This is a genomic window from Leisingera sp. G5_S3_59_S7, assembly GCF_054968485.1.
In genome coordinates, this window is the sequence record NZ_JBQKUH010000004.1 from 47,403 (window position 1) to 68,516 (window position 21,114).

Here is a 21,114-nt window from a genome sequence, read left to right on the forward strand (position 1 = left end):
GGGGCCTTTTTCACGGCCGGATCAGGTCGCGCCGGGCATCACAGGTGCGTCGTCAGCTTGTACCCCGGCGCAAAGTACAGTTTGGCCAGCGTGACCGGGCTGCCGCGCAGCCAGGTGATCCGTTCCGCGGTGAACACCGGGTCGCCGGCGGGCGCATCCAGAAACTCCGCCACTGCCTGATCCGCCTTGGTCGCCATGAAACTCAGTTCCAGATTGGTGAACGGCACTTTCTGCACCAGCCAATCATTCGGCCCCGACTGCGAGAAATCCGCCTCCAGGATCTCCGGCACGCTGTCCGGGATCACCCAGCGGACTTCGTACTGAAAGGGCGCATTGTCCGCATAATGCATGCATCTGATATGCAGCACTTCCTGGCCTTGGGGCAGGTCGAGCCTGGCGGACAGCCAGTCCGGCGCCGCCTTCACGCTGCGCTCGACCAGGGAATACCGGTAGCCCGCGCCGGTCCCGGCAATCTCATCCCGGACCAGGGGGATTGAGAACTGCGCCTTGCGCACCGGAGAGTTCAGCACCCGTGTGCCCGCCTTGCGCTTGCGCTCCAAAAAGCCTTCCTCGGCCAGCTCCCGCAGCGCCCGGTTCACGGTGGTGCGGGTGCTGGAAAATTCCTCCGCCAGGTCGGTCTCGCTCGGCAGCAGGCTGTCGGGCGCCCAGATCCGGTTCTGGATGCGGTCAAGAACGACCTGCTTGATATCCCGGTAGCTCATGTTCCGGCGCGGTGCTGCCATGGTGCCTCTCAAGGGTCATAAGGAAATTTAACGCCTATAAGAATACACATAATCCGCGGGCAGGAAAGCGGCATCCGGTCCCGGCGGCTTTGATACCGGGGGCCGGGCGGCGTGCTAGGCGTCAGCCGCTCAGAACCACTGCCCGGGTTCCATCAGCCCCAGATCCAGCAGCTGGCGCGAGTGCCACTCGAAAGGCGCGGAATTGTGCCAGCGGAAGGTTTGGATGTCGAAGGTGGAGCCCGGGTTGCGCTTCAGCGCCTTGGCGGTGCGGAAGGAGCAGACGGCGGCGGTCAGGTTATGATGCCAGGGGCAGGCATAGGTGTTGTATTCCTGATCGTTGAACGTGTGATCCGGCTGCAGCTTCAACCCCGGCTTGGCGCGGAACAGCGAGATCCGGTCGATCTTGCGGCTGGCCGGGGGGATATGCTCCTCGAACCGCCAGCGCACGCCGCCGAAAAAGTCCAGCTGCCGCTCGCGCGGGGCGCCGGTTGCCGGGTCCTTGCGCGCCTGGGCATAATAGCCGGACTTGTCCAGATAGGTATCGTCCAGCGACACCGCGCCGGGGCAGGCGTCCAGATCGCCCGCATACAGGTCAATCACATAGCTGAGCATCGCATCGCGCCGCTCCTCTGTGTGAAAGGCCAGCATCTCGCCGATGCTGCGGGTCTCGCAGAACGGGTAGAACAGGTATTCCGCATTGTAGCAGTAATAGAGCCAGCAGCCCGGCTGCGCCGCCGCAATGGCTGCGTTGACGGCGGCGGTCACCGCGCCCTCCGGCCCGCAGTCGAACGGCACCCGGTGCACCTTGGCGCGCACATCCTGCGGCAGGTCGAAGGCATCGGGCATCAGCGCCGCAACCGCTGTGAAGCCGCATTGCAGGTGATGGCGCAGGGTGGTGGCAATCTCTACCTCATCCTCGATGAAGACCAGCGCAACCGGGCCTTTGGCCAGCAGCACCTTGCCCTGCTTCAGGAAATCCTCCAGCGAAGAATGCATCATGCCCGTCTGCCCCTGCCTTTCTGGCCTTTGCGGCCAAAATCGGGTAATTCCCGCGTCATTGCAAGCGGCGGCATTTGCCTGTATGGCAGGCCGCTGACCCCGGATCAGGCTAAAAGGCTGAGACTCATGAGCGCCCCGAAAAAGCTGTTTATCAAGACCTATGGCTGTCAGATGAATGTCTACGACAGCGAACGCATGGCCGAAGCGCTGGGCGGCGAGGGCTATGTCGAGACCAAGTCGGCCGATGATGCCGACATGATCCTTCTGAACACCTGCCATATCCGGGAAAAGGCGGCGGAGAAGGTCTATTCCGAACTGGGCCGCTTCAAGGGGCTGAAAGCTGAGAAGCCGGATCTCAAGATCGGCGTCGCGGGCTGCGTCGCCCAGGCCGAGGGCGAGGAGATCATGCGCCGCCAGCCGCTGGTCGATCTGGTGGTCGGCCCGCAAAGCTATCACCGCCTGCCGGAGATGGAAGCCAAGGCGCGCGAGGGGGAGAAGGTGCTGGACACCGATTTCCCCGAGGAAGACAAGTTCGAGAAACTGAAAAACCGCCCCAAGGCCAAACGCGGCCCGACCGCGTTCCTGACCGTGCAGGAAGGCTGCGACAAGTTCTGCGCTTTCTGCGTGGTGCCCTATACCCGCGGTGCCGAGGTTTCGCGCCCGGCGGACCGCATCCTGCGCGAGGCACAGGACCTGGTGGAACGCGGCGTGCGCGAGATCACCCTGTTGGGGCAGAATGTGAATGCCTACCACGGCGCTGGTCCCAACGGCGACCTGACCCTGGCGCAGCTCATTTGGGAGCTGGACAAGATCGACGGGCTGGAGCGCATCCGCTTTACCACTTCGCACCCCAACGACATGCAGGACGACCTGATCGAGGCGCATGGCACCTGTGCCAAGCTGATGCCCTATCTGCACCTGCCGGTGCAGGCGGGCTCCGACAAGATCCTCAAGCGGATGAACCGCGCACACACCGCCGAAAGCTATATCCGCCTGATCGAGCGCATCCGTGCGGCGCGGCCCGACATCCTGATTTCCGGCGATTTCATAGTCGGCTTCCCGGAAGAGACCGAGGAGGACTTCCAAGCCACCATGGATCTGGTGGAAGAGGTCAAATACGGCACCGCCTATTCCTTCAAATACTCCACCCGCCCCGGCACCCCGGCAGCAGAGCGCGCGCAGGTCGACCCCGCCGCGGCGGACGACCGGCTGCAGCGGCTGCAGGCTCTGCTGACCAAACAGCAGCGCGAGGTGCAGGACAGCATGGTCGGCCGCGAGGTTGGCGTGCTGTTTGAGAAAACCGGCCGCCTGCCGGGCCAGATGGTGGGCAAGTCCGACTACCTCCACGCCGTCCACGTCGCCGATTGCAGCCGCGAGGTTGGAGAGCTGGCGCGGGTGCGGATTGTCTCCTCAGGCGCAAACTCCCTGGCGGGCGAGCTGATCGGCTAAGGCCGCTAGCACAACAGCGAATCTTTTGTGGCGGGCCGGTTTTGAAGGCCCGCCGCGGCCCTCCTGGCGCGGGCCGGCTGGATTCTTATTAAACGTCCTCCGGCAACAATCCTCTCCGCGCGCGCCCAGTGTCCGTGGCGCACAATCAACGCGCGTCAAAAAAAGAGAAATTTAACAGGTACACCGTATCAATTTCAGATAGTTCTGCTGCCATGCCTGAGCGGTGGGCACCAATGCGGCTAACACCCTGGGAAACTTAGGTGAAGGAAATCTGGTTGTGTCGAAAATCAATTTGAACAAGGTGATCGCGCTGGCTGCCGCTGCCACGGCCGCGCTCAGCATCGCCGCCGCGCCTGCCAGCGCGCAATCCCAGCAGCGGACTATAAAGGGCGAACGCTACGTGCCCACCATCTGGGTCGACCCGGACGGCTGCGAGCATTGGGTGATGGACGATGGCGCCGAGGGCTTCATGACGCCGCATGTCACCCCGGACGGCAAACCGGTCTGCCGCCGCGGCAGCATCTGCGGCGTGATGCCGACCGACCAGTTCTTCGCCACCAACAAGCATCACATCAATGCCGCAGGCCGCAAGCGCCTGGCCGAATTCTTCCGGCAGGCCAAGTCCAACGGCGCGCGGTCCTTTGTGATCGCGGGCCATACCGACAGCCGCGCCTCGGACGAATACAACATCCGCCTGTCGCAGCGCCGCGCCAATGCGGTGGCACAGGTGGCGCGCTCTGCGGGCGCACGGGTCAACGACATCCGCGCCTACGGCGAGCGTGAGCCGCAGGTGCCCAACACCAGCGCCGCCAACATGGCAAAGAACCGCCGTGTCGAAATCTATTGCCTGCGCTGAGGAGAGACAGACGATGACAGCAATGAAAACGGCCATCCTCCTTGCCGCCGCCGCCGCAGTTTCAGCCTGTGCTGCGGGCTCCGACAAAGGCACCGACGGGCATTTCGGCGATGGCAGCTCCGAGACCCTGTCCAACATGACCGCAGGCATTTGGGTTGATCCCAATGGCTGCGAGCATTGGATCATTGATGATGGCCTGGAAGGCTATGCCGACCTGCGCCGCACGCCCGATGGCAAGCCGGTCTGCAACAGCAACCTGCCGCGCAATGTGGCAACCGGGCCGTTCAAAAACGGCTCGACCCTATGGGATCCGATCTGACCGCGGCAGACATGCGCTGCCTGCAGCCGTCCCTCCCGGGGCGGCTGTTTTGTTTCAATTGAGTGAATTTCCGCTGCTCATGCTTGCGCAAACGGAACAGGGGCGGCAAACTGGAGGGGCAACGCCAGATTGAGGAGATCAGCTTGGCCATCGGTGCCCTGAATGACGCGCAAAACCAGACCGCAACCCATGAAGTGCTTCTGGAATTCCCCGACAACCGCTTGCTGATCGACCTGTGCGGCGAATATGACCGCAACCTGGCTGACATCGAACAAAAACTGGGCGTGCAGATCGTCCGCCGCGGCAACCAGCTGTCGGTGATGGGCGAAGATTCGGCCCGCGAACAGGCGGCCGGCGTGCTGACCGCCCTTTACGACCGGCTGGAAACCGGCCGCAGCGTCGAAAGCGGCGACATCGACCGCGAATTGCGCATGGGCCAGGAGGCTGACGAGGCCGAACCCGACGGCCAGCTGCAGATGTTCCGGGGCGGCCGGGTGGAGATCAAAACCCGCAAGAAACTGGTGGAGCCGCGCACCGAGGCACAGAAGGCCTATGTGCATTCGCTGTTCGAAAACGAGCTGGCCTTCGGCATCGGCCCGGCCGGCACCGGCAAGACCTATCTGGCGGTGGCGGTGGGCGTGTCCATGTTCATCACCGGCCATGTCGACCGCATCATCCTGTCCCGCCCGGCGGTGGAGGCGGGCGAGAAGCTCGGCTATCTGCCCGGCGACATGAAGGACAAGGTCGATCCCTACATGCAGCCGCTCTACGACGCGCTGAACGACTTTCTGCCGGGCAAGCAACTCGCCAAGCTCATTGAGGAAAAGCGCATCGAGATTGCGCCGCTCGCCTTCATGCGTGGCCGCACGCTTTCCAACGCCTTTGTGGTGCTGGACGAGGCGCAGAACGCCACCACCATGCAGATGAAGATGTTCCTGACCCGCCTGGGCGAGGGTTCGCGCATGGTGATCACCGGCGACCGCAGCCAGGTCGACCTGCCGCGGGGCGTGCAGTCCGGGCTGGCCGACGCGGAACGGCTGCTGAAATCCATCCCCAAGATCAGCTTCAACTACTTCACGGCCCGCGATGTGGTGCGCCACCCCCTTGTGGCGGCCATCATCGAGGCTTATGACGCAGACGCTATGCCGGCCTGATCCCGCTTTCCTTTTGCCTGAAGTACCCCGGGGGCGCGGGGCCGGCCCCCGCTTCCGGATGTGATCCATGACGCTCGACATTACCATCGAAGACAGCCGCTGGCAGGACGCCGGGCTTGCGGCGCTGGCCGAGGAGGCCGTCGCCGCCGTGCTGGCCCATTTCGCGCTGGATCCGGAGATGTGCGAAATCTCGCTGCTGGCCTGCGATGACGCCGAAATCGCCGGGCTGAATGCCGAGTTCCGCGAAAAACCCGCCCCGACCAACGTGCTTAGCTGGCCCGCTGAGGAGCGGGCCGCAGAGGAGGACGGCGGCACGCCGCTGCCGCCTGAGCCTGATTTCACTGGTGAAATCCCGCTGGGCGATATCGCCATTTCCTATGGCACCTGCGCCCGCGAGGCCGCAGAGGCAGGCAAGCCGCTGGCCGACCATACCCGCCATCTGATTGTTCACGGAATGTTGCATCTTTTGGGCTATGATCACATTCGTGACCGCGATGCCGCATTAATGGAAGGGATTGAGGTGCTGATACTTGGCAAAATGGGGATTGCGAACCCATATATGACTGAGGACGCCCCTTAGGCGGGGCTTTTGGATAGGACAGATGGGCGACATAGAAGGCAGTTCTAACGCGGCGCAGGGCGCGCTGCAGAACGTGAACGGCACGGCAGCAGAAGCGCCGGCCACTGAGAAAACCAGTTTCTGGGCACGGCTTTTCAGCGTGTTCAGCCCGGAGCCGCAGGCCGAAGACGAACCTGGCAGCGACCAGCCGGCCGCTGGTTCCGGGTCGCATGGCATGATCAACCTTCGCAGGCTGCGGGTGGAAGACGTCGCCATCCCCTCTGCCGAGATCGCTGCCGTGCCGGTCACCATCGGCAAGGACGACCTGGTCGGCATCTTCCGGCAAAGCGGTTTTACCCGGATCCCGGTGTACGAGGGCACGCTGGACACGCCCCTGGGCTTTGTCCACCTCAAGGATTTTTCGCTCACCCACGGCTTCAATGGCGGCAGCTCGGACTTCGACCTGCCGCGGATGCTGCGGCCGCTGCTGTTTGTGCCGCCGTCGATGCCGATCGGGGTGCTGCTGACCAAGATGCAGGCCGAACGCCGCCACATGGCGCTGGTGATCGACGAATACGGCGGCGTCGACGGGCTGGTGACCATCGAGGATCTGATCGAACAGGTGGTTGGCGAGATCGAAGATGAGCACGACGCCGATGAACTGCAGACCTGGTATCAGGAGAAGCCCGGCAGCTATATCGCCCTGGCCCGCACGCCTCTGCCGGAATTCGAGAGCGAGATCGGTCAGTCGCTGACCAGCCATGACGCGGTCGATGAAGAGGAAATCGACACCCTGGGCGGTCTGGTCTTCATGCTGTCGGGCCGGGTGCCTGCCCGCGGCGAGGTAATTGAGCATCCCGAAGGCGCCGAGTTTGAAGTGATCGACGCCGACCCGCGCCGGATCAAACGGCTGCGCGTGCGGCTGCCGGACGCCGCCGCATGATCTCACTCGGGCTGCGCCGGGCTGCCCGCCAGCTCCGGCTGGCGCCGGCGGCGCTGGCTGTTGGCGGCGGCGCGCTGCTGTCGCTGGCGCTTGCGCCTTGGCATTTCCTGTTCGGGCTGCCGGTGGCGCTGGCTGCTGCGGGCTGGCTGATCCTGCAAGCTGCCCCGGCCCGCACGGCGGCGCTGGCCGGCTGGCTGTTCGGGCTGGGGTATTTTGCCTTTGGCCTGTCGTGGATCATCGAACCCTTCCAAATCGACCCGGAGCGCCACGCTTGGATGGCGCCTTTTGCGCTGGTGTTCCTGGCCGCGGGCCTTGCCCTGTTCTGGGGCGCGGCCTTTGGCCTGACCGCCCGGTTCAGCCGCGGTGCCTGGCGGGTGCCGGTGCTGGTAGCCGTGTGGACGCTGGCGGAGTTTGCCCGGGCCTATCTGCTGACAGGGTTTCCCTGGGCAGGCTTCGGCCAGTTCTGGATTGATACGCCAGCCGCAAACCTGCTGCCCTGGATCGGGCCGCAGGGGCTGGGGCTGCTGACGCTGGCGGCGTTCCTGCCGCTGGCTCTGATCCGGCAAAACCCGCTTGCCGCTGCCGCGCCGCTTGCCCTGTGCGCTGCCGCGGTTTTTGCCGTTCCGGCCCCGCCGCAGGCCGCGGACACGGGCAAGACGGTGCGAATCGTGCAGCCCAACGCGCCGCAGAATCTGAAATGGCACCCGGATCACCGCTGGGAATTTGTCCGCCGCTCCGTTGCGTTTTCGGCAGGGGAGCCGCGCCCAGATCTGATCGTCTGGCCGGAAACCGCGGTGCCGCAGCTGTTGAACTACGCTGAGGACACTTTGCGGGTCATCTCCGAAAGCGCGGGCGGCGTGCCGGTTCTGCTGGGCATCCAGCGGGAGGAGGCAGGCGCCTATTACAATTCCGCGGTGCTGCTGGACGCCGACGGCATGGCCACGGCCACCTATGACAAGGCGCATCTGGTCCCGTTCGGGGAATATGTGCCGTTCGGCGACCTCATGGCTCGCTTTGGCATCTACGGCTTTGCCTCCCAGGCGGGCGCGGGCTATGCCGCCGGGCCGGGCGCGGACGTGATGGATCTGCCGGTTGGCAGCGCCCTGCCGCTGATCTGCTATGAGGCTGTTTTTCCTCAGGATGTGAACGCTGCCCGAACCCGGCCGCAGATGCTGGTGCAGATCACCAATGACGCCTGGTTCGGCACCCGGTCCGGCCCGTACCAGCATCTGGTGCAGGCCCGGATGCGGGCGCTGGAGCAGGGGCTGCCGATGATCCGCGCCGCCAACACCGGCGTCTCCGCCATGATCGCGCCGGACGGGTCGATGCTGGACAGCCTGCCGCTGGGCGATGCCGGATATATCGACGCAAGCCTGCCGGCAGCGCTGCCGCCGACGCTTTACAGCCGTACCGGCGACTGGCCGGTCCTGCTGCTGTGTCTTTTGAGCGCAGTTGCCGCAATCTTCCGCCACAGGCCCCTTGCGCTGCGGTCATAGCTGATTAACTCTATCCGAATATAGATTGACCCGCGCGGTCTTGCCGCGTAATGCGGCCCGATACCTGCCACAACGGCTTCCTGGCGTGGCGGGCTGAACCTCAATGGAGCACTCTTTCATGACCCGTATGAACTACACCTTCACTTCGGAATCGGTTTCCGAAGGCCACCCGGACAAGGTCTGCGACCGCATTTCCGATGCGGTGCTGGACGCTTTTCTGGCGGAAGAGCCCGAAGCACGTGTGGCAGCTGAGACCTTTGCCACCACGAACCGTGTTGTCATCGGGGGCGAAGTTGGCCTGTCCGATCAGGACAAGCTGCACGATTACATGGGCAAAATCGACGAGATCGCCCGCGCCTGCATCAAGGACATCGGCTACGAGCAGGAGAAATTCCACCACGAGACCGTGGAAGTGACCAACCTGCTGCACGAGCAGTCCGCCCATATCGCGCAGGGCGTCGATGCATCCGCCGGCAAGGACGAAGGCGCCGGCGACCAGGGCATCATGTTCGGGTTTGCCACCAATGAAACCGACGCGCTGATGCCGGCACCGATCCAGTATTCGCACGCGATCCTGCGCCGCCTGGCCGAGGTGCGCAAGAACGGCACCGAGCCGACGCTGGGACCTGATGCGAAATCGCAGCTGTCGGTGGTCTATGAAGGCGGCAAGCCGGTGGGCATCAGCTCTCTGGTGCTGTCGACCCAGCACCTCGACGAATCGCTGACCTCGAATGACATCCGCGCCATCGTCGAGCCCTACATCCGCGAAACCCTGCCCGAAGGCTGGCTGACCGGTGACACCGTCTGGCACGTGAACCCGACCGGCAAATTCGTGATCGGCGGCCCGGATGGCGACGCGGGCCTCACCGGCCGCAAGATCATCGTCGACACCTATGGCGGCGCAGCCCCGCACGGCGGCGGCGCGTTTTCCGGCAAGGATCCGACCAAGGTGGACCGTTCGGCCGCCTATGCCGCGCGCTATCTTGCCAAGAACGTGGTGGCCGCGGGCATGGCTGACAAATGCACCATCCAGCTGTCCTATGCGATCGGCGTGTCCAAGCCGCTGTCGATCTATGCCGACACCCACGGCACCGGCGAAGTCGAGCCCGCGGCGATCGAAAAGGCAATTGATCAGGTGATGGACCTGACCCCGCGCGGCATCCGCTCGCACCTGGGGCTGAACAAGCCGATCTTCCAGCGCACCGCAGCCTATGGCCACTTCGGCCGTGAGCCGGAGACCGATGGCGGCTTCAGCTGGGAGCGCACTGATCTGGCCGAGGCGCTGAAGAAAGCGGTCTGAGGCCAAGAGGCAGCAACAGGGGAGCGGGCCGAAGGGTCCGCTCTTTTTTCATGTCCGGGGGGCTCCCGCCCGGACCGGCGCATTCCGGGAATGCACCTCTCCCGTTGGGCCCGGCGCCGCGCGGCGGCGCGGCGCACCCTGGAGGACGAACCGCGGTCCTGTTGAGGCTGGAGCCGGACGCCGGGCTGCGCCATAGTGGCCGGGTGGAATTCATCAGCTGCCGGGGCCGCGATGCTGCGATTGACGACTGCTTTTCTTTGCCTGGTGCTGCCGGCGGCTGCGGCTGCAAAGGAGGCGCTGCCGCAGAAGTTCAGCCTGCGGGGGCAAACGCTTGTCTATGACACCGAAACGGATGTGGAAGGCGAGCCGGCTGAGATCACCGACGAGGACATTGATAAGCTTCAGGGTATTCTGGCGCAGACCCCGGAAATTACCGAATTGCAGCTCAACAGCATCGGCGGCAGCGTCTATGCCGGCGAGGAGCTTGCCGCGCTGGTGCTGGAATACGGGCTCGACACCGTGATCGACGGCGAATGCATCAGCGCCTGCGTGGATGTCTTCCTGGCGGGCAAACGGCGGCGGATGACGCTTGGCTCCCGCATCGGGTTCCATCAGCGCAACTGGCCGGCGCCTGCTGTGCATAAATTTTACCGCAGCGAGCGGCGGGTGCAGCGCTGGTCGACGCCGTTTGAGTTCGGCTCGTGGATCTATGAGGATACCCAGCGCGAAATCTATGATCACCTCAGCTATATGGTGGCGCGCGGTGTCGACCCGGGCTTTGCCATCGAAACGCTGCGCACCGATCCGGACGGAGAGTGGTATCCCAGCCGGTTGCGCCTGATCGCTGCCGGGGTTTTGCGGGAGGTTCTGCCCGGGCAGCCGCGCCAGCCGCGCTGACGCCGGCTTGACCCTGAGGCCCGGTTGCGGCAGAGGAGCGGCCAGCCTTTCAAATACTGCCTCGAACAGGAGCCCAGACGCATGTCCGGCGACCAGAAGCCCCGCGACGACCAGTCCAAGGATGCCCAGCCCGCCGCCGCCAATGCGGCAGAGAAACACGCCAGCGGCGCGCCCTGGCGCAATTTCTATGGCCGCTTCAAGGGCAAGACGCTGAAGGACAGCCAGAAGCGCTATCTGGACGAGGATCTGGCCAAGCTCAGCCCCGGCGCCGTCGGCTGGGAGGAAAACCCGGAGCGCACGCCGCTGGACCTGGACGCGCTGTTCGGCGGCAAGGATGTCTGGTTGGAGGTCGGCTTTGGCGGCGGCGAGCATCTGGTGCATCAGGCCGTCAGCAATCCGGATGTCGGCATCATCGGTGCCGAACCCTTTATCAACGGCGTGGCGATGCTGCTGGGCAAGATCCGCAACGCAGGCGCGGACAATATCGCCATCCACCCGGGCGATGCCCGCGATCTGATGGATGTGCTGCCCGCGGGGTCCATTTCGCGCGCTTTCCTGCTGTACCCGGACCCCTGGCCGAAGAAGCGCCACCACCGCCGCCGCTTTGTGACGCAGGAGCATCTGGAGCCGCTGGCCCGCTGCCTGAAGCCAGGCGCGATCTTCCGGGTGGCGACCGATATTCCGGATTACGTGCGCCAAACCCTGGAGGAGGTGCCGAAGGCGGGATTCGAATGGCTGGCCGAAGGTCCGACCGACTGGCGCCAGCCCTGGGACGACTGGATTTCCACCCGCTATGAGCAGAAAGCCCTGCGCGAGGGCCGCACCCCGCATTACCTGACCTTCCGCCGCCTGGAGCAGGGCCAATAGCGCTGGACCGGCCAGATCCAATCCGGTACCGATAGCGCAAACGAACAGACGAACGACCGACAGACGAAGGAAGCCCCATGTCCGGACACGGCACGCCCATCCCGATGACCTCGCACCGCTCTGGCCCGCTGACCGGCGTGGCAGAGGTGCCCGGCGACAAGTCGATTTCGCACCGGTCGCTGATCCTGGGCGCGCTGTCGGTGGGGGAGACCAAGATCTCCGGCCTGCTGGAAGGCGAAGACGTGCTGGACACCGCCAAGGCGATGCAGGCCTTTGGCGCCGAGGTGGTGAACCACGGCGGCGGCAACTGGTCGGTGTTCGGCGTTGGCGTCGGGGGCTTTGCCGAGCCGGACAATGTGATCGACTGCGGCAACTCCGGCACCGGGGTGCGGCTGATCATGGGGGTGATGGCGACCTCTCCGATTACTGCGACCTTCACCGGCGATGCCTCGCTGAACAAGCGCCCGATGGCGCGTGTGACCGACCCGCTGGCATTGTTCGGGACCCAGTCCGTGGGCCGCTCCGGCGGGCGGCTGCCGATGACCATCGTTGGCGCGGCGGACCCGGTGCCGGTCCGCTATGAGGTGCCCGTGCCGTCGGCGCAGGTGAAGTCGGCGGTGCTGTTTGCTGGCCTCAACGCGCCCGGCAAGACCGTGGTGATCGAGAAGGAAGCCACCCGCGACCATACTGAGCGGATGCTGGCAGGCTTCGGCGCCGAGATCACCACCGAGCAGACCGAGGAGGGCCGCGTCATCACCCTGACCGGCCGCCCGGAGCTGAAGCCGCAAGTGATCGCGGTGCCGCGCGACCCGTCCTCCGCCGCCTTTCCGGTCTGTGCCGCGCTGATCACACCCGGCTCCGACGTGCTGGTGCCGAACATCGGCCTCAACCCGACCCGCGCGGGCCTCTACTACACCCTGCAGGACATGGGGGCCGACCTGACGTTTGAGAACATGCGCGAGGAGGGCGGCGAGCCGGTGGCCGATCTGCGCGCCAAGTACTCGCCCGGCATGAAGGGTATCGAAGTACCGCCGGAGCGCGCGGCCTCGATGATCGACGAATACCCGGTGCTGTCGGTTGTGGCCGCCTTTGCCGAAGGCAAGACCATGATGGGTGGCGTCAAGGAGCTGCGCGTTAAGGAAAGCGACCGGATCGACGCGATGGCCAAGGGCCTGCGCGCCAATGGCGTCACCGTCGAGGAAGGCGAGGACTGGTGGGAGGTCACCGGCCTTGGCATCGAAGGCGTGCCGGGTGGCGGCACCTGCGAAAGCTTCCTGGACCACCGCATCGCTATGTCCTTCATGGTAATGGGCATGGGCGCGCAGAACGCGGTCTCCGTGGACGACGGCAGCCCGATCGCCACCTCCTTTCCGATCTTTGAGACCCTGATGGGCAATCTGGGGGCCAAACTGGAGCGCACATGAGCAACAGCTTCACCATAGCGGTCGACGGACCGGCCGCCGCAGGCAAGGGCACCATCTCCAAGGCGGTGGCGGCCCATTACGGGTTCGGCCATCTGGACACCGGGCTGCTGTACCGGGCCGTCGGGGCGAAGATGATGGAGGGCGTGGCCCCGGTCACGGCAGCGCAGACCCTGACGCCGGAAGATCTGGCGCGCGAGGATCTGCGCGGGCCGGAAGTGGCACAGGCTGCCTCCAAGGTGGCAGTGATTTCCGAAGTGCGCGCGGCGCTGGTCGACTTCCAGCGCGCCTTTGCCCGCCGGGCGGGCGGCGCGGTGCTGGACGGGCGCGATATCGGCACGGTGATCTGCCCCTATGCGCAGGTGAAGCTGTTTGTCACCGCCAGCGCCGAGGTGCGCGCGCGGCGGCGTTTCCTGGAGCTGACGGCAGCAGGCAAGGTGATTACGCTTGCCGAAGTGCTGGCGGACGTGAAGGCCCGCGACGACCGCGACATGAACCGCGCCGAGGCGCCGCTGAAACCGGCCGATGATGCGGTGCTGATCGACACCAGCGAGCTGAGCATCGAAGAGGCGCTGGCCAAGGCTTTGGCGGTGATCGAAAGCCGCATGGAAACCGCCGGCTGACGCGCAATCGCCCGCAACTGATGCACAGCTGCGGGCGCAGGGGCAGGCACGGCGGAACGGTGCCGCCTGCCCGGCGGGACACGGGCAGCGCGGGATCAGAGTTCGCTGACAGCCACGTGCTTGATCTGGCCCCACTGGCTGTCCGCGGTCTTGGCGGTGCCGGCCACGTCCTCCAGGAAGGCGGCGCGGGTGGCGGCGTTCAGGAACAGGAACAGCTTGCCGTCATGCACCAGGTACTGGTCCGGGTCGCCGTCGAACTTCTTGCCGACTGACACGCCGTAAGAGCAGAAGCCGCCATGCTGCGGCAGGTATTTCGCCGGGTTGGCCTCGAACGCGGTCTTGTTCTCTTCCGAGGCAAAATAATACGACGCGCCGTCCACGGTGGCGGAGTAGGTGGCCATGCCCTCCACCGGGTTGCGGCTGTCCAGCAGCGCCACCAGGTCGACGCCATGCGCGCCCAGCGGCGCGCCGCCGGCGGAGATGCCGTTGGAGACGTTGACCTCGTCCGCGGCATAGGCGGGCGCGGCCAGCGCGGCTGAGATGGAGATCAGGGCGGTTGTCAGAAGCGTTTTCATGTTGGTCCTCATCGGGTTCAAGAGCGGGTTCAAGATGTCCGGGGCGGTCTGTGCGGCCCGGTGATCTGAAGCTAAGTCCGCAGCGCTGGACGTTTAATCTCCATCCGTTCCGGTGATCTTGCAGATCGTCCCGAATTTTCGGGCTGATCACTTGATGCGCCCTCACCCAACTGTGCATGGAGCCGCGGGCGGCAGCACATTAGCCTGAAAGACAGCGTCAATAGGGGAGGTGCCGTCATGGCCTGGCTGCGGACATTTGTGATTGCTTGCGTGTTGGCTGTGCCCGCGCTGGCGCAGGACACGGCACCAGAGCCGGAGCCGCCGATGACCTATGAACGGCTCGGGCGCATCCTGTTTGCCCTGGACGGCGGGGCGCAGCCGGTGGGGCCGGGCTTTCAGCTGACAATCGCCGGGGTGCCGGTGCTGGTGGTCACCGACCCGGCCGCGGACCGGATGCGGGCGATGGTGCCGCTGCGCCCTGCAGAGGAGCTGACGGCGGAGGAACTGATGCGGATGATGCAGGCCAATTTCGACTCGGCGCTGGATGCGCGCTATGCGGTGGCGCGGGGTCAGCTGTGGGCGGTGTTCATCCACCCGCTGTCGCCGCTGCAAAAGGATCAGCTGATCTCGGGCCTGGGGCAGACCGTGAACATCGCCCGCACCTACGGGACGCTCTACACCGGCGGGGCCCTGCAGTTCCGCGGCGGCGACAGCCCGGGGATTCAGCGGCAGCTGATCGAGGAGCTGCTGGAAAAAGGCGAGGAAATCTAGCCGGCTGGCCTTAACCCGGCGGATGCCTGGGGGGGCGCGCACGATAGTACGAAATTCAGCCTGGTTTTCCGGCCCGATGATGAATTTCGTCACCCCTGAGCCGGAATAATATGCGCCAAGTCGGATATGGCGGCCTAAAGTCGCCTCAAACAGCTTGGAGAGCGCATATGACCAGCTTTCAGGACCGCCTGACCGCGCTGCGCCGGGACTTCCACCGGCACCCGGAGCTTGGCTTCCGGGAAGACCGCACCAAGGCCAGGGTGGCGGCGCATCTGCGCGACCTGGGGCTGGAGGTGCATGAGGGTGCGGGTGTGGTCGGGCTGCTGCGGGCCGGCACGGGCAACCGGGCCATCGGGCTGCGGGCCGATATGGATGCGCTGCCGATCAGCGAAACCTCTGCCCATGGTTACGTGTCGGAAACGCCGGGCGTGATGCACGCCTGCGGCCATGACGGGCACATGGCCATGCTCCTGGGGGCCGCCGAACGGCTGGCACAGGAGCAGGGGTTTGACGGCACCGTCGTGTTCCTCTTCCAGCCCAACGAGGAGCACGGCCTGGGCGCGCAGGCAATGATTGCCGAGGGCGTGCTGGAGCGGTTCCCGATCGAGGAGGTCTATGCCATCCACAACTTGCCGGGCGCGCCGGTAGGGCAGGTCTCGACCCGGCCGGGGCAGATCTGCAGCAGCGAGAGCCTGTTTGAAATCGCGATCACGGGGCAGGGCGGCCATGCCTCGATGCCGCAGGCGGGGGTGGATGCCATCACTGTCGGCGCCGAAATGGTGCTGGCGCTGCAAACCATCGTCGCGCGCAAGTTGGCGCCGGGGGCGGGCGCGGTGGTTTCGGTGACCGAGTTCCTGACCGACGGCCAGCGCAACGTGCTGCCGGGCCATGCGGTGCTGAAGGGCGATGTGCGGGCGCGGGTGCCCGCGGACCGTGCGGCGGTGGAACGCTTCATGCGTCAGATCGCAGCCGGTGTCGCTGCCGCTCACGCAGTGCAGGTTGAGGTGATCTTCAACACCGAGTTTATCGAAACCATCAATGCAGAAGGCCCCGCTGAGGCCGCCTGCCGCGCGGGTGAGGCGGCGGGCTGCGAGGTGATCCGCAACCGGCCGCCAATGAGCTTCTCCGAGGATTTCGCCCATTTCGCCAACGCCGTGCCCGGCTGCTTCCTGCTCTTGGGCAATGGCGGAGAGGGGCCGCACGGCCAGCCGCTGCATGCGGCGGATTATGATTTCAACGACGCTCTGCTGCCGATCGGCGCAGAGGTCTGGGTGCAGCTGGTGCGTGACCGGCTGCCAGCGGGAAAGGACTGACGATGCTTGAACAATTTGATGCTGCCCTGCGCCACACGGCAGGGAACCCGAAATCCGGCGAAGCGGCATTTACCGTTTTGTCCGAACAGGACTTTGGCGATGCCCAAGCCGAGATCACCGCCTGGGAGGGATATGAGGCAACGCCGCTGGTCTCCCTGGCCGGGCTTGCCGCGCAGATCGGCGTGGGCCGGATCGACTACAAACACGAGGGCCCGCGGTTCGGCCTCGGCAGCTTCAAGGCGCTGGGCGGATCTTATGCGGCGCTGCGGGTGCTGCAGCGGGAGCTGAGCCGCCAGCTGGGCCAGGACGTCAGCTTGGAGGAGATCCGCAAGGGCGCCCACAAGGACGCCTGCGCCGGGATTACGCTGGTTTCCGCCACCGATGGCAACCATGGCCGTTCGCTGGCCTGGGGCTGCCAGCGGTTCGGCGCGCCCTGCCGGATCTACATTCATGCTGAGGTCAGCGAGGGCCGCGCGGTGGCCATGCGCGAGCTGGGCGCCGAGGTGATCCGGATCAACGGCGACTATGACGCCTCGGTGCTGCTGGCCAAGAAAGAGGCGGAGGAGAACAGCTGGTTCGTGGTCTCCGACACCTCTTGGGAAGGCTATACCGAGCCGCCGCGCGATGTGATGGCCGGCTACAGCGTGATGACCCGCGAGGCTTGCGAGGCGATGGAGCAGGCGCCGACCCATGTGTTCCTGCAGGGCGGCGTCGGCGGGCTGGCAGCCTCGGTCGCGGCGGCTTTGCGGCAGTTTTATGGGGCCAAGGCGCCGCGGGTGGTGATTGTTGAGCCGGAGCTGGCGGCCTGCCTGTTTGACAGCGCCAAGGCGGGCAAGGCCACCAATTTCGCCATCAAGAAAGAAACCATCATGGCGGGCCTTTCTTGCGGTGAGCCGTCGGAAATGGCCTGGGAGATTTTGGCCGAAGAAGCCACCGACTTTGTGACCATCCCGGACAGCATCGTGGCCCCGGCGGTGCGGCTGCTGGCCAATGGCGAAACCGGCGATCCCGTGGTGGAGGCCGGCGAAAGCGCGGTGGCGGGGCTGTCCGCGCTGATCGCGGCTTGCCAGTCGGCAGATATGAAGAAAACTCTGGGCCTGGATGAAAGCTCGCGCGTGCTGCTGATCGGCTCTGAGGGCGTCACGGACCCTGCGATCTATGCCGCGATCATGGAAGGGAAGGACCATGTCTGACGCGCCCGCACGCGGTTTCCCGGAAGCGGAGTTTGCGGCCCGGACCGAAAAGGCGCAGGCGCTGATGGCGGCGCAGGGTCTGGAGGGGCTCTTGCTGCTGACGGAGCCGGAGGTGCGCTATTTCAGCGGCTTTCACACCCTGTTCTGGCAAAGCCCGACCCGGCCCTGGTTCTTGTTTGTGCCGCCTGCGGGCAAGCCGGTTGCCATCATCCCGGAGATCGGCGCCGACCTGATGCGCCGCACCTGGGTCGAGGACATCCGCACCTGGAGCGCGCCCGCGCCGGAGGATGACGGTATCAGCCTGCTGACGGAGCTGCTGTCGCCGATGGCCTCCCGTGGCGGTTCCATCGGTCTGATGAAAGGGCATGAAACGTCGCTCAGGATGCCGCTGGGCGATTTTGAGCGGCTGATGGCGGGGCTGCCGGGGCTGAGGGTGGCGGATGCCACTCCGCTGGTGCGCAGTCTGCGGATGGTGAAATCCGCCGCCGAGATCGAAAAGCTGCGCCACATCTGCGCCATCGGCTCCCGCACCTTTGCACGGGTGCCGGAGATTGCGCATGAAGGCCAGCCGTTTGAGGACCTGTTCCGCGCCTTCCGGCGCGAGGCGCTGGCGCAGGGGGCGGACGATGTGCCCTATCTGGTGGGCGGCGCCGATCAGGGCGGCTACAGCGATGTGATCTCGCCGCCGACCGGCCGGCCCTTGCAGGCGGGCGATATTCTGATGCTGGACACCGGCGCCACTTGGGACGGGTATTTCTGCGACTTCGACCGCAATTTCGCCATTGGCCGCGCCGACGACCTGTCGCGCCGCGCCTATGATGTGCTGTGGCGGGCAACCGAGGCCGGGATTGCTGCGGCCAAACCCGGAGCCACCTGCCGCGAGCTGTTCCAGGCGATGCAGTCGGTGATTGCCGAAATGGACGATCAGGGCGGCGATGTGGGCCGGCTGGGCCACGGGCTGGGGATGCAGCTGACCGAATGGCCCTCGCACGCCGCCTTTGACGGCACCGTGATCGAGGAAAACATGGTGCTGACGCTGGAACCCTCGCTGAGCTACGGCGATGGCCGGATCATGGTGCATGAGGAAAACATCGTCGTGCGGGCGGAGGGCGCTGAGCTGCTGACAACCCGGGCCGCCCCCGAACTGCCGGTGATCTGAAGGAGGGTACGGGCCATGAAACTCCCCTATGAGACGGACGCAGGCATAGGCACCCGCGCCACCTTGGGCGTGATCGTGCTGGAAACCGATCAGACGCTGGAGCCGGAGTTTGCCCGGATGATGGCGCAGGACGGGGTGGCTCTGTATCACAGCCGCATCCCGATGGTGCCCGAAGTCCGCCCGGAAACGCTGGCGCAGATGCAGGCGGATCTGCCGGCCTCTGCACGGCTGTTTCCGTCCTCGCCGGACTTTGACGTGATCGGCTACGGCTGCACCTCGGCGGCAACGGTGATCGGCTCGGCCAAGGTGGCGGAGGCGGTGCAATCCGTACTGCCCAGGGCCAAGGTGACCGACCCGCTGGCGGCGATCATCGCTGCTGGCCGGGCGCTGGGGGCTGCGCGGCTGGGGTTTGTCACGCCTTACCTGCCCGAGGTCTCGGCGCAGATGCGGCAGAAGCTGGAGGAGGCAGGGTTCGAAATCGCCGGTTTCGGCTCGTTCGAGGAGATGGACGACCGGGTGGTGGCGCGGATCACCGAGGCGGCGATTGCGGCAGCAGCCCAGCAGGTCGCCGCGGCCGGGGATTGCGATGCAATCGTGATCTCCTGCACCAACCTGCGCTGCCTGCGTGTGATCCCGGAAATCGAGGAGGCGACCGGGGTGCCGGTGCTGTCCAGCAATCAGGCGCTGGCCTGGCATATGCTGCGGCTGGCCGGGATCACCGACCCCCAGCCGCAATTCGGCAGGCTGTTTGCCCGGGGCTTGGAGGCCGGATAGATACAAGTTTACGGAATTTGCCAGCTGACAATCTGTGGCAAGCTGTCCCGCCGGGCAGCGCAGTCCGCGCTTGAAATCCGCGCGCGGATCGCCACAGTCAGCGGAGCTGAAACGAACTGAGCCTGCAAGGATTCCCGGATGCCTGCCACCCGTCCCGAGAACCGCCCCGCAACCCGCAACGTCCTGTTCATCATCATCGACCAGCTGCGTGCGGATTGCGTGTTCGGCGCCATGGCAGACCATGTGGACCTGCCCAACATCCGCGCCTTCATGAAGGAGGCGGTGTCGTTCAAGCGGCATTTCTCGGTGACAAACCCCTGCGGGCCGTCGCGGGCCTCGATCCTGACCGGGCAGTACGCGATGAACCACCGCTCGGTGCGCAACGGCACGCCCTTGCGCCACGACACGCCGAACATCGCCACCGAGATGCGCAAGGCGGGCTACCTGCCGATGCTGTTCGGCTATACCGACACCTCGCAGGACCCGCGTGCCTTTGATGCCAATGATCCGGCGCTCAGGACCTATGAGTTCCCGATGAACGGGTTCCATGAGATGACCGAGATGCGGCTGGAGATGTCTTATCCGTGGCAGTCGCATCTGATGAACCGCGGCTATGAGTTCGAAAACTACTGGGACGTCTACAAGCCGGTTTCGCCCGATGGCGGCGCGCCGCGGCTGAACGATCCGGCGCTTTACGCGGCAGAGGACAGCGATACCGCGTTCCTCACCAACTCCTTCCTGGGCAAGATGAGGGCTTATCATAAGGAAAGCTGGTTTGCCCATCTGACCTACATCCGCCCGCATCCGCCTTTGGTGGCGCCGGCGCCGTATAACACCATGTACGATCCGGCCTCCCTGCCGCTGCCGCAGCGGCTGGACACGCCGGAGCAGGAAGGCGCGCAGCATCCGTTCTTTGACCCGGCGCTGCGCAGCAGCACCGCCGCGGGTTTTGTCGAGGGGTTTCCGGATCTGGAGCCGACGGATGACACCATCCGCACCTTGCGCGCGGTTTACCTGGGGCTGGCCACCGAGGTGGATCATCATGTCGGGCGGGTGATCAGGTTCCTCAAGGACACCGGCCAGTATGACAGTACCATGGTGGTCATCACCGCCGACCACGGCGAGATGCTGGGCGACCGGCACGCCTGGGGCAAGATGACGGTCTATGATGCCGCCTATCACACGCCGCTGATCATCCGGATGCCGGGAAATGAGGACAATGCCGGGGCCTGCCTCACTCAGATCACCGAGTCCATCGACGTGGCGCCGACCATTCTCGACTGGGTGGGGCAGGAGATCCCGAATTCCATGGACGGCCGGTCTCTGCTGCCGCTGTTGCACGGGGACGTGCCGCAGGACTGGCGGCAGTATTCGTTCTCAGAACTGGATTTCTCCGAACCGTTGAAGCCGACGCTGTGGCAGGAGGCGCTGGGCACTTCGCCGAGCGACAGCAGCCTGGGGATCCTGCGGGACGGGCGCTATACCCTGGTGGAATTCGCCGCCGATCTGCCGCCGATGCTGTTTGATGCGGACGGGCAGGGGGAGCTGGAAAACGTGGCCGGGCGGCCGGAGTATGCCGCAGAGCTGAACCGGCTGACACGGCTGATGCTGCGGCACCGGATGAAGAACATGGACCACACGCTGTCGCTGATGTCGATCACCGCCGGCGGGGCGCGGGGCGTTTCCCGGTTTTAGGCGCAGCC

General features: G+C 65.3%; 21 protein-coding genes and 1 riboswitch. Of the genes, 18 read left to right on the forward strand and 3 right to left on the reverse strand.

The window, feature by feature from the left end:
• Window positions 1-38: 38 nt before the first annotated feature.
• Together ACTRWG_RS03750 and ACTRWG_RS03755 are read right to left on the reverse strand one after the other, a co-directional pair.
• Entirely contained in the window at window positions 39-722 is a 684-nt protein-coding gene (locus ACTRWG_RS03750; RefSeq protein WP_051357866.1) for a UTRA domain-containing protein, read from the reverse strand.
• 150 nt (window positions 723-872) lie between these two features.
• On the reverse strand, window positions 873-1,742 hold the full coding sequence (locus tag ACTRWG_RS03755; RefSeq protein WP_027236344.1) for a hypothetical protein: 870 nt from the start codon (window positions 1,740-1,742) through the stop codon (window positions 873-875).
• A 126-nt stretch (window positions 1,743-1,868) separates the two neighbouring features.
• Between ACTRWG_RS03755 and miaB the strand changes: the two genes are divergently transcribed.
• The 12 genes from miaB (at window position 1,869) to ACTRWG_RS03815 (ending at window position 13,626) form a co-directional block, all read left to right on the forward strand.
• Window positions 1,869-3,191: a tRNA (N6-isopentenyl adenosine(37)-C2)-methylthiotransferase MiaB gene (miaB, locus tag ACTRWG_RS03760; RefSeq protein WP_027236345.1), complete on the forward strand. Its 1,323-nt coding sequence runs from the start codon at window positions 1,869-1,871 to the stop codon at window positions 3,189-3,191.
• A gap of 277 nt (window positions 3,192-3,468) precedes the next feature.
• The gene (locus tag ACTRWG_RS03765) at window positions 3,469-4,047 is read left to right on the forward strand and encodes an OmpA family protein (protein WP_154667783.1); all 579 of its coding nucleotides are present in this window, start codon (window positions 3,469-3,471) and stop codon (window positions 4,045-4,047) included.
• 13 nt (window positions 4,048-4,060) lie between these two features.
• Window positions 4,061-4,366 (forward strand): hypothetical protein, encoded by a 306-nt coding sequence (locus ACTRWG_RS03770; RefSeq protein ID WP_435660548.1) that lies wholly within the window; start codon window positions 4,061-4,063, stop codon window positions 4,364-4,366.
• A gap of 143 nt (window positions 4,367-4,509) precedes the next feature.
• On the forward strand, window positions 4,510-5,520 hold the full coding sequence (locus ACTRWG_RS03775; protein WP_027236348.1) for a PhoH family protein: 1,011 nt from the start codon (window positions 4,510-4,512) through the stop codon (window positions 5,518-5,520).
• Between the two features lie 67 nt (window positions 5,521-5,587).
• Window positions 5,588-6,100: an rRNA maturation RNase YbeY gene (ybeY, locus tag ACTRWG_RS03780; protein ID WP_027236349.1), complete on the forward strand. Its 513-nt coding sequence runs from the start codon at window positions 5,588-5,590 to the stop codon at window positions 6,098-6,100.
• A gap of 22 nt (window positions 6,101-6,122) precedes the next feature.
• A complete protein-coding gene (locus ACTRWG_RS03785) occupies window positions 6,123-7,022 on the forward strand; it encodes a hemolysin family protein (RefSeq protein ID WP_462828974.1) in 900 nt (299 codons plus the stop codon).
• Window positions 7,019-8,518 (forward strand): apolipoprotein N-acyltransferase, encoded by a 1,500-nt coding sequence (gene lnt / locus ACTRWG_RS03790; RefSeq protein WP_462828976.1) that lies wholly within the window; start codon window positions 7,019-7,021, stop codon window positions 8,516-8,518. Before ACTRWG_RS03785 ends, lnt begins: the two co-directional genes overlap by 4 nt.
• 61 nt (window positions 8,519-8,579) lie before the next feature.
• Window positions 8,580-8,629, forward strand: a riboswitch (SAM-SAH riboswitch).
• A gap of 7 nt (window positions 8,630-8,636) precedes the next feature.
• Window positions 8,637-9,818: a methionine adenosyltransferase gene (gene metK / locus ACTRWG_RS03795; RefSeq protein WP_027236352.1), complete on the forward strand. Its 1,182-nt coding sequence runs from the start codon at window positions 8,637-8,639 to the stop codon at window positions 9,816-9,818.
• Window positions 9,819-10,049: 231 nt separating this feature from the next.
• Window positions 10,050-10,715, forward strand: a complete 666-nt coding sequence (locus tag ACTRWG_RS03800) for a COG3904 family protein (RefSeq protein ID WP_027236353.1) — start codon at window positions 10,050-10,052, stop codon at window positions 10,713-10,715.
• 81 nt (window positions 10,716-10,796) lie between these two features.
• On the forward strand, window positions 10,797-11,582 hold the full coding sequence (trmB, locus tag ACTRWG_RS03805) for a tRNA (guanine(46)-N(7))-methyltransferase TrmB (RefSeq protein WP_027236354.1): 786 nt from the start codon (window positions 10,797-10,799) through the stop codon (window positions 11,580-11,582).
• A 77-nt stretch (window positions 11,583-11,659) separates the two neighbouring features.
• The gene (gene aroA, locus ACTRWG_RS03810) at window positions 11,660-13,006 is read left to right on the forward strand and encodes a 3-phosphoshikimate 1-carboxyvinyltransferase (RefSeq protein WP_027236355.1); all 1,347 of its coding nucleotides are present in this window, start codon (window positions 11,660-11,662) and stop codon (window positions 13,004-13,006) included.
• Window positions 13,003-13,626 (forward strand): (d)CMP kinase, encoded by a 624-nt coding sequence (locus ACTRWG_RS03815; RefSeq protein WP_027236356.1) that lies wholly within the window; start codon window positions 13,003-13,005, stop codon window positions 13,624-13,626. Before aroA ends, ACTRWG_RS03815 begins: the two co-directional genes overlap by 4 nt.
• 95 nt (window positions 13,627-13,721) lie before the next feature.
• Here the strand turns inward: ACTRWG_RS03815 and ACTRWG_RS03820 are convergent, their stop codons facing one another.
• On the reverse strand, window positions 13,722-14,201 hold the full coding sequence (locus tag ACTRWG_RS03820; RefSeq protein ID WP_027236357.1) for a YHS domain-containing (seleno)protein: 480 nt from the start codon (window positions 14,199-14,201) through the stop codon (window positions 13,722-13,724).
• A gap of 237 nt (window positions 14,202-14,438) precedes the next feature.
• Between ACTRWG_RS03820 and ACTRWG_RS03825 the strand changes: the two genes are divergently transcribed.
• The 6 genes from ACTRWG_RS03825 (at window position 14,439) to ACTRWG_RS03850 (ending at window position 21,106) form a co-directional block, all read left to right on the forward strand.
• Window positions 14,439-14,972, forward strand: coding sequence for a polysaccharide deacetylase family protein (locus tag ACTRWG_RS03825; RefSeq protein ID WP_027236358.1), 534 nt, complete (start codon window positions 14,439-14,441; stop codon window positions 14,970-14,972).
• 167 nt (window positions 14,973-15,139) lie between these two features.
• Window positions 15,140-16,285: an amidohydrolase gene (locus tag ACTRWG_RS03830; RefSeq protein ID WP_462828978.1), complete on the forward strand. Its 1,146-nt coding sequence runs from the start codon at window positions 15,140-15,142 to the stop codon at window positions 16,283-16,285.
• A 2-nt stretch (window positions 16,286-16,287) separates the two neighbouring features.
• On the forward strand, window positions 16,288-17,478 hold the full coding sequence (locus ACTRWG_RS03835; RefSeq protein ID WP_462828980.1) for a diaminopropionate ammonia-lyase: 1,191 nt from the start codon (window positions 16,288-16,290) through the stop codon (window positions 17,476-17,478).
• Window positions 17,471-18,637, forward strand: coding sequence for a M24 family metallopeptidase (locus ACTRWG_RS03840; RefSeq protein ID WP_462828982.1), 1,167 nt, complete (start codon window positions 17,471-17,473; stop codon window positions 18,635-18,637). Before ACTRWG_RS03835 ends, ACTRWG_RS03840 begins: the two co-directional genes overlap by 8 nt.
• A gap of 15 nt (window positions 18,638-18,652) precedes the next feature.
• Entirely contained in the window at window positions 18,653-19,411 is a 759-nt protein-coding gene (locus tag ACTRWG_RS03845) for a maleate cis-trans isomerase family protein (protein ID WP_259957401.1), read from the forward strand.
• A gap of 138 nt (window positions 19,412-19,549) precedes the next feature.
• A complete protein-coding gene (locus ACTRWG_RS03850; protein ID WP_462828983.1) occupies window positions 19,550-21,106 on the forward strand; it encodes an alkaline phosphatase family protein in 1,557 nt (518 codons plus the stop codon).
• Window positions 21,107-21,114 lie beyond the last annotated feature (8 nt).

Coding starts and splice junctions, on each gene's coding strand:
- ACTRWG_RS03770 (WP_435660548.1), top strand. CDS start 4,061: ATGACAGCAATGAAAACGGCCATCCTCCTTGCCGCCGCCGCCGCAGTT.
- ACTRWG_RS03815 (WP_027236356.1), top strand. CDS start 13,003: ATGAGCAACAGCTTCACCATAGCGGTCGACGGACCGGCCGCCGCAGGC.
- metK (WP_027236352.1), top strand. CDS start 8,637: ATGACCCGTATGAACTACACCTTCACTTCGGAATCGGTTTCCGAAGGC.
- ACTRWG_RS03755 (WP_027236344.1), bottom strand. CDS start 1,742: ATGATGCATTCTTCGCTGGAGGATTTCCTGAAGCAGGGCAAGGTGCTG.
- ACTRWG_RS03820 (WP_027236357.1), bottom strand. CDS start 14,201: ATGAAAACGCTTCTGACAACCGCCCTGATCTCCATCTCAGCCGCGCTG.
- aroA (WP_027236355.1), top strand. CDS start 11,660: ATGTCCGGACACGGCACGCCCATCCCGATGACCTCGCACCGCTCTGGC.
- ACTRWG_RS03785 (WP_462828974.1), top strand. CDS start 6,123: ATGGGCGACATAGAAGGCAGTTCTAACGCGGCGCAGGGCGCGCTGCAG.
- ACTRWG_RS03830 (WP_462828978.1), top strand. CDS start 15,140: ATGACCAGCTTTCAGGACCGCCTGACCGCGCTGCGCCGGGACTTCCAC.
- lnt (WP_462828976.1), top strand. CDS start 7,019: ATGATCTCACTCGGGCTGCGCCGGGCTGCCCGCCAGCTCCGGCTGGCG.
- ACTRWG_RS03845 (WP_259957401.1), top strand. CDS start 18,653: ATGAAACTCCCCTATGAGACGGACGCAGGCATAGGCACCCGCGCCACC.
- ACTRWG_RS03800 (WP_027236353.1), top strand. CDS start 10,050: ATGCTGCGATTGACGACTGCTTTTCTTTGCCTGGTGCTGCCGGCGGCT.
- miaB (WP_027236345.1), top strand. CDS start 1,869: ATGAGCGCCCCGAAAAAGCTGTTTATCAAGACCTATGGCTGTCAGATG.
- ACTRWG_RS03850 (WP_462828983.1), top strand. CDS start 19,550: ATGCCTGCCACCCGTCCCGAGAACCGCCCCGCAACCCGCAACGTCCTG.
- ACTRWG_RS03750 (WP_051357866.1), bottom strand. CDS start 722: ATGAGCTACCGGGATATCAAGCAGGTCGTTCTTGACCGCATCCAGAAC.
- ACTRWG_RS03835 (WP_462828980.1), top strand. CDS start 16,288: ATGCTTGAACAATTTGATGCTGCCCTGCGCCACACGGCAGGGAACCCG.
- ybeY (WP_027236349.1), top strand. CDS start 5,588: ATGACGCTCGACATTACCATCGAAGACAGCCGCTGGCAGGACGCCGGG.
- trmB (WP_027236354.1), top strand. CDS start 10,797: ATGTCCGGCGACCAGAAGCCCCGCGACGACCAGTCCAAGGATGCCCAG.
- ACTRWG_RS03825 (WP_027236358.1), top strand. CDS start 14,439: ATGGCCTGGCTGCGGACATTTGTGATTGCTTGCGTGTTGGCTGTGCCC.
- ACTRWG_RS03840 (WP_462828982.1), top strand. CDS start 17,471: ATGTCTGACGCGCCCGCACGCGGTTTCCCGGAAGCGGAGTTTGCGGCC.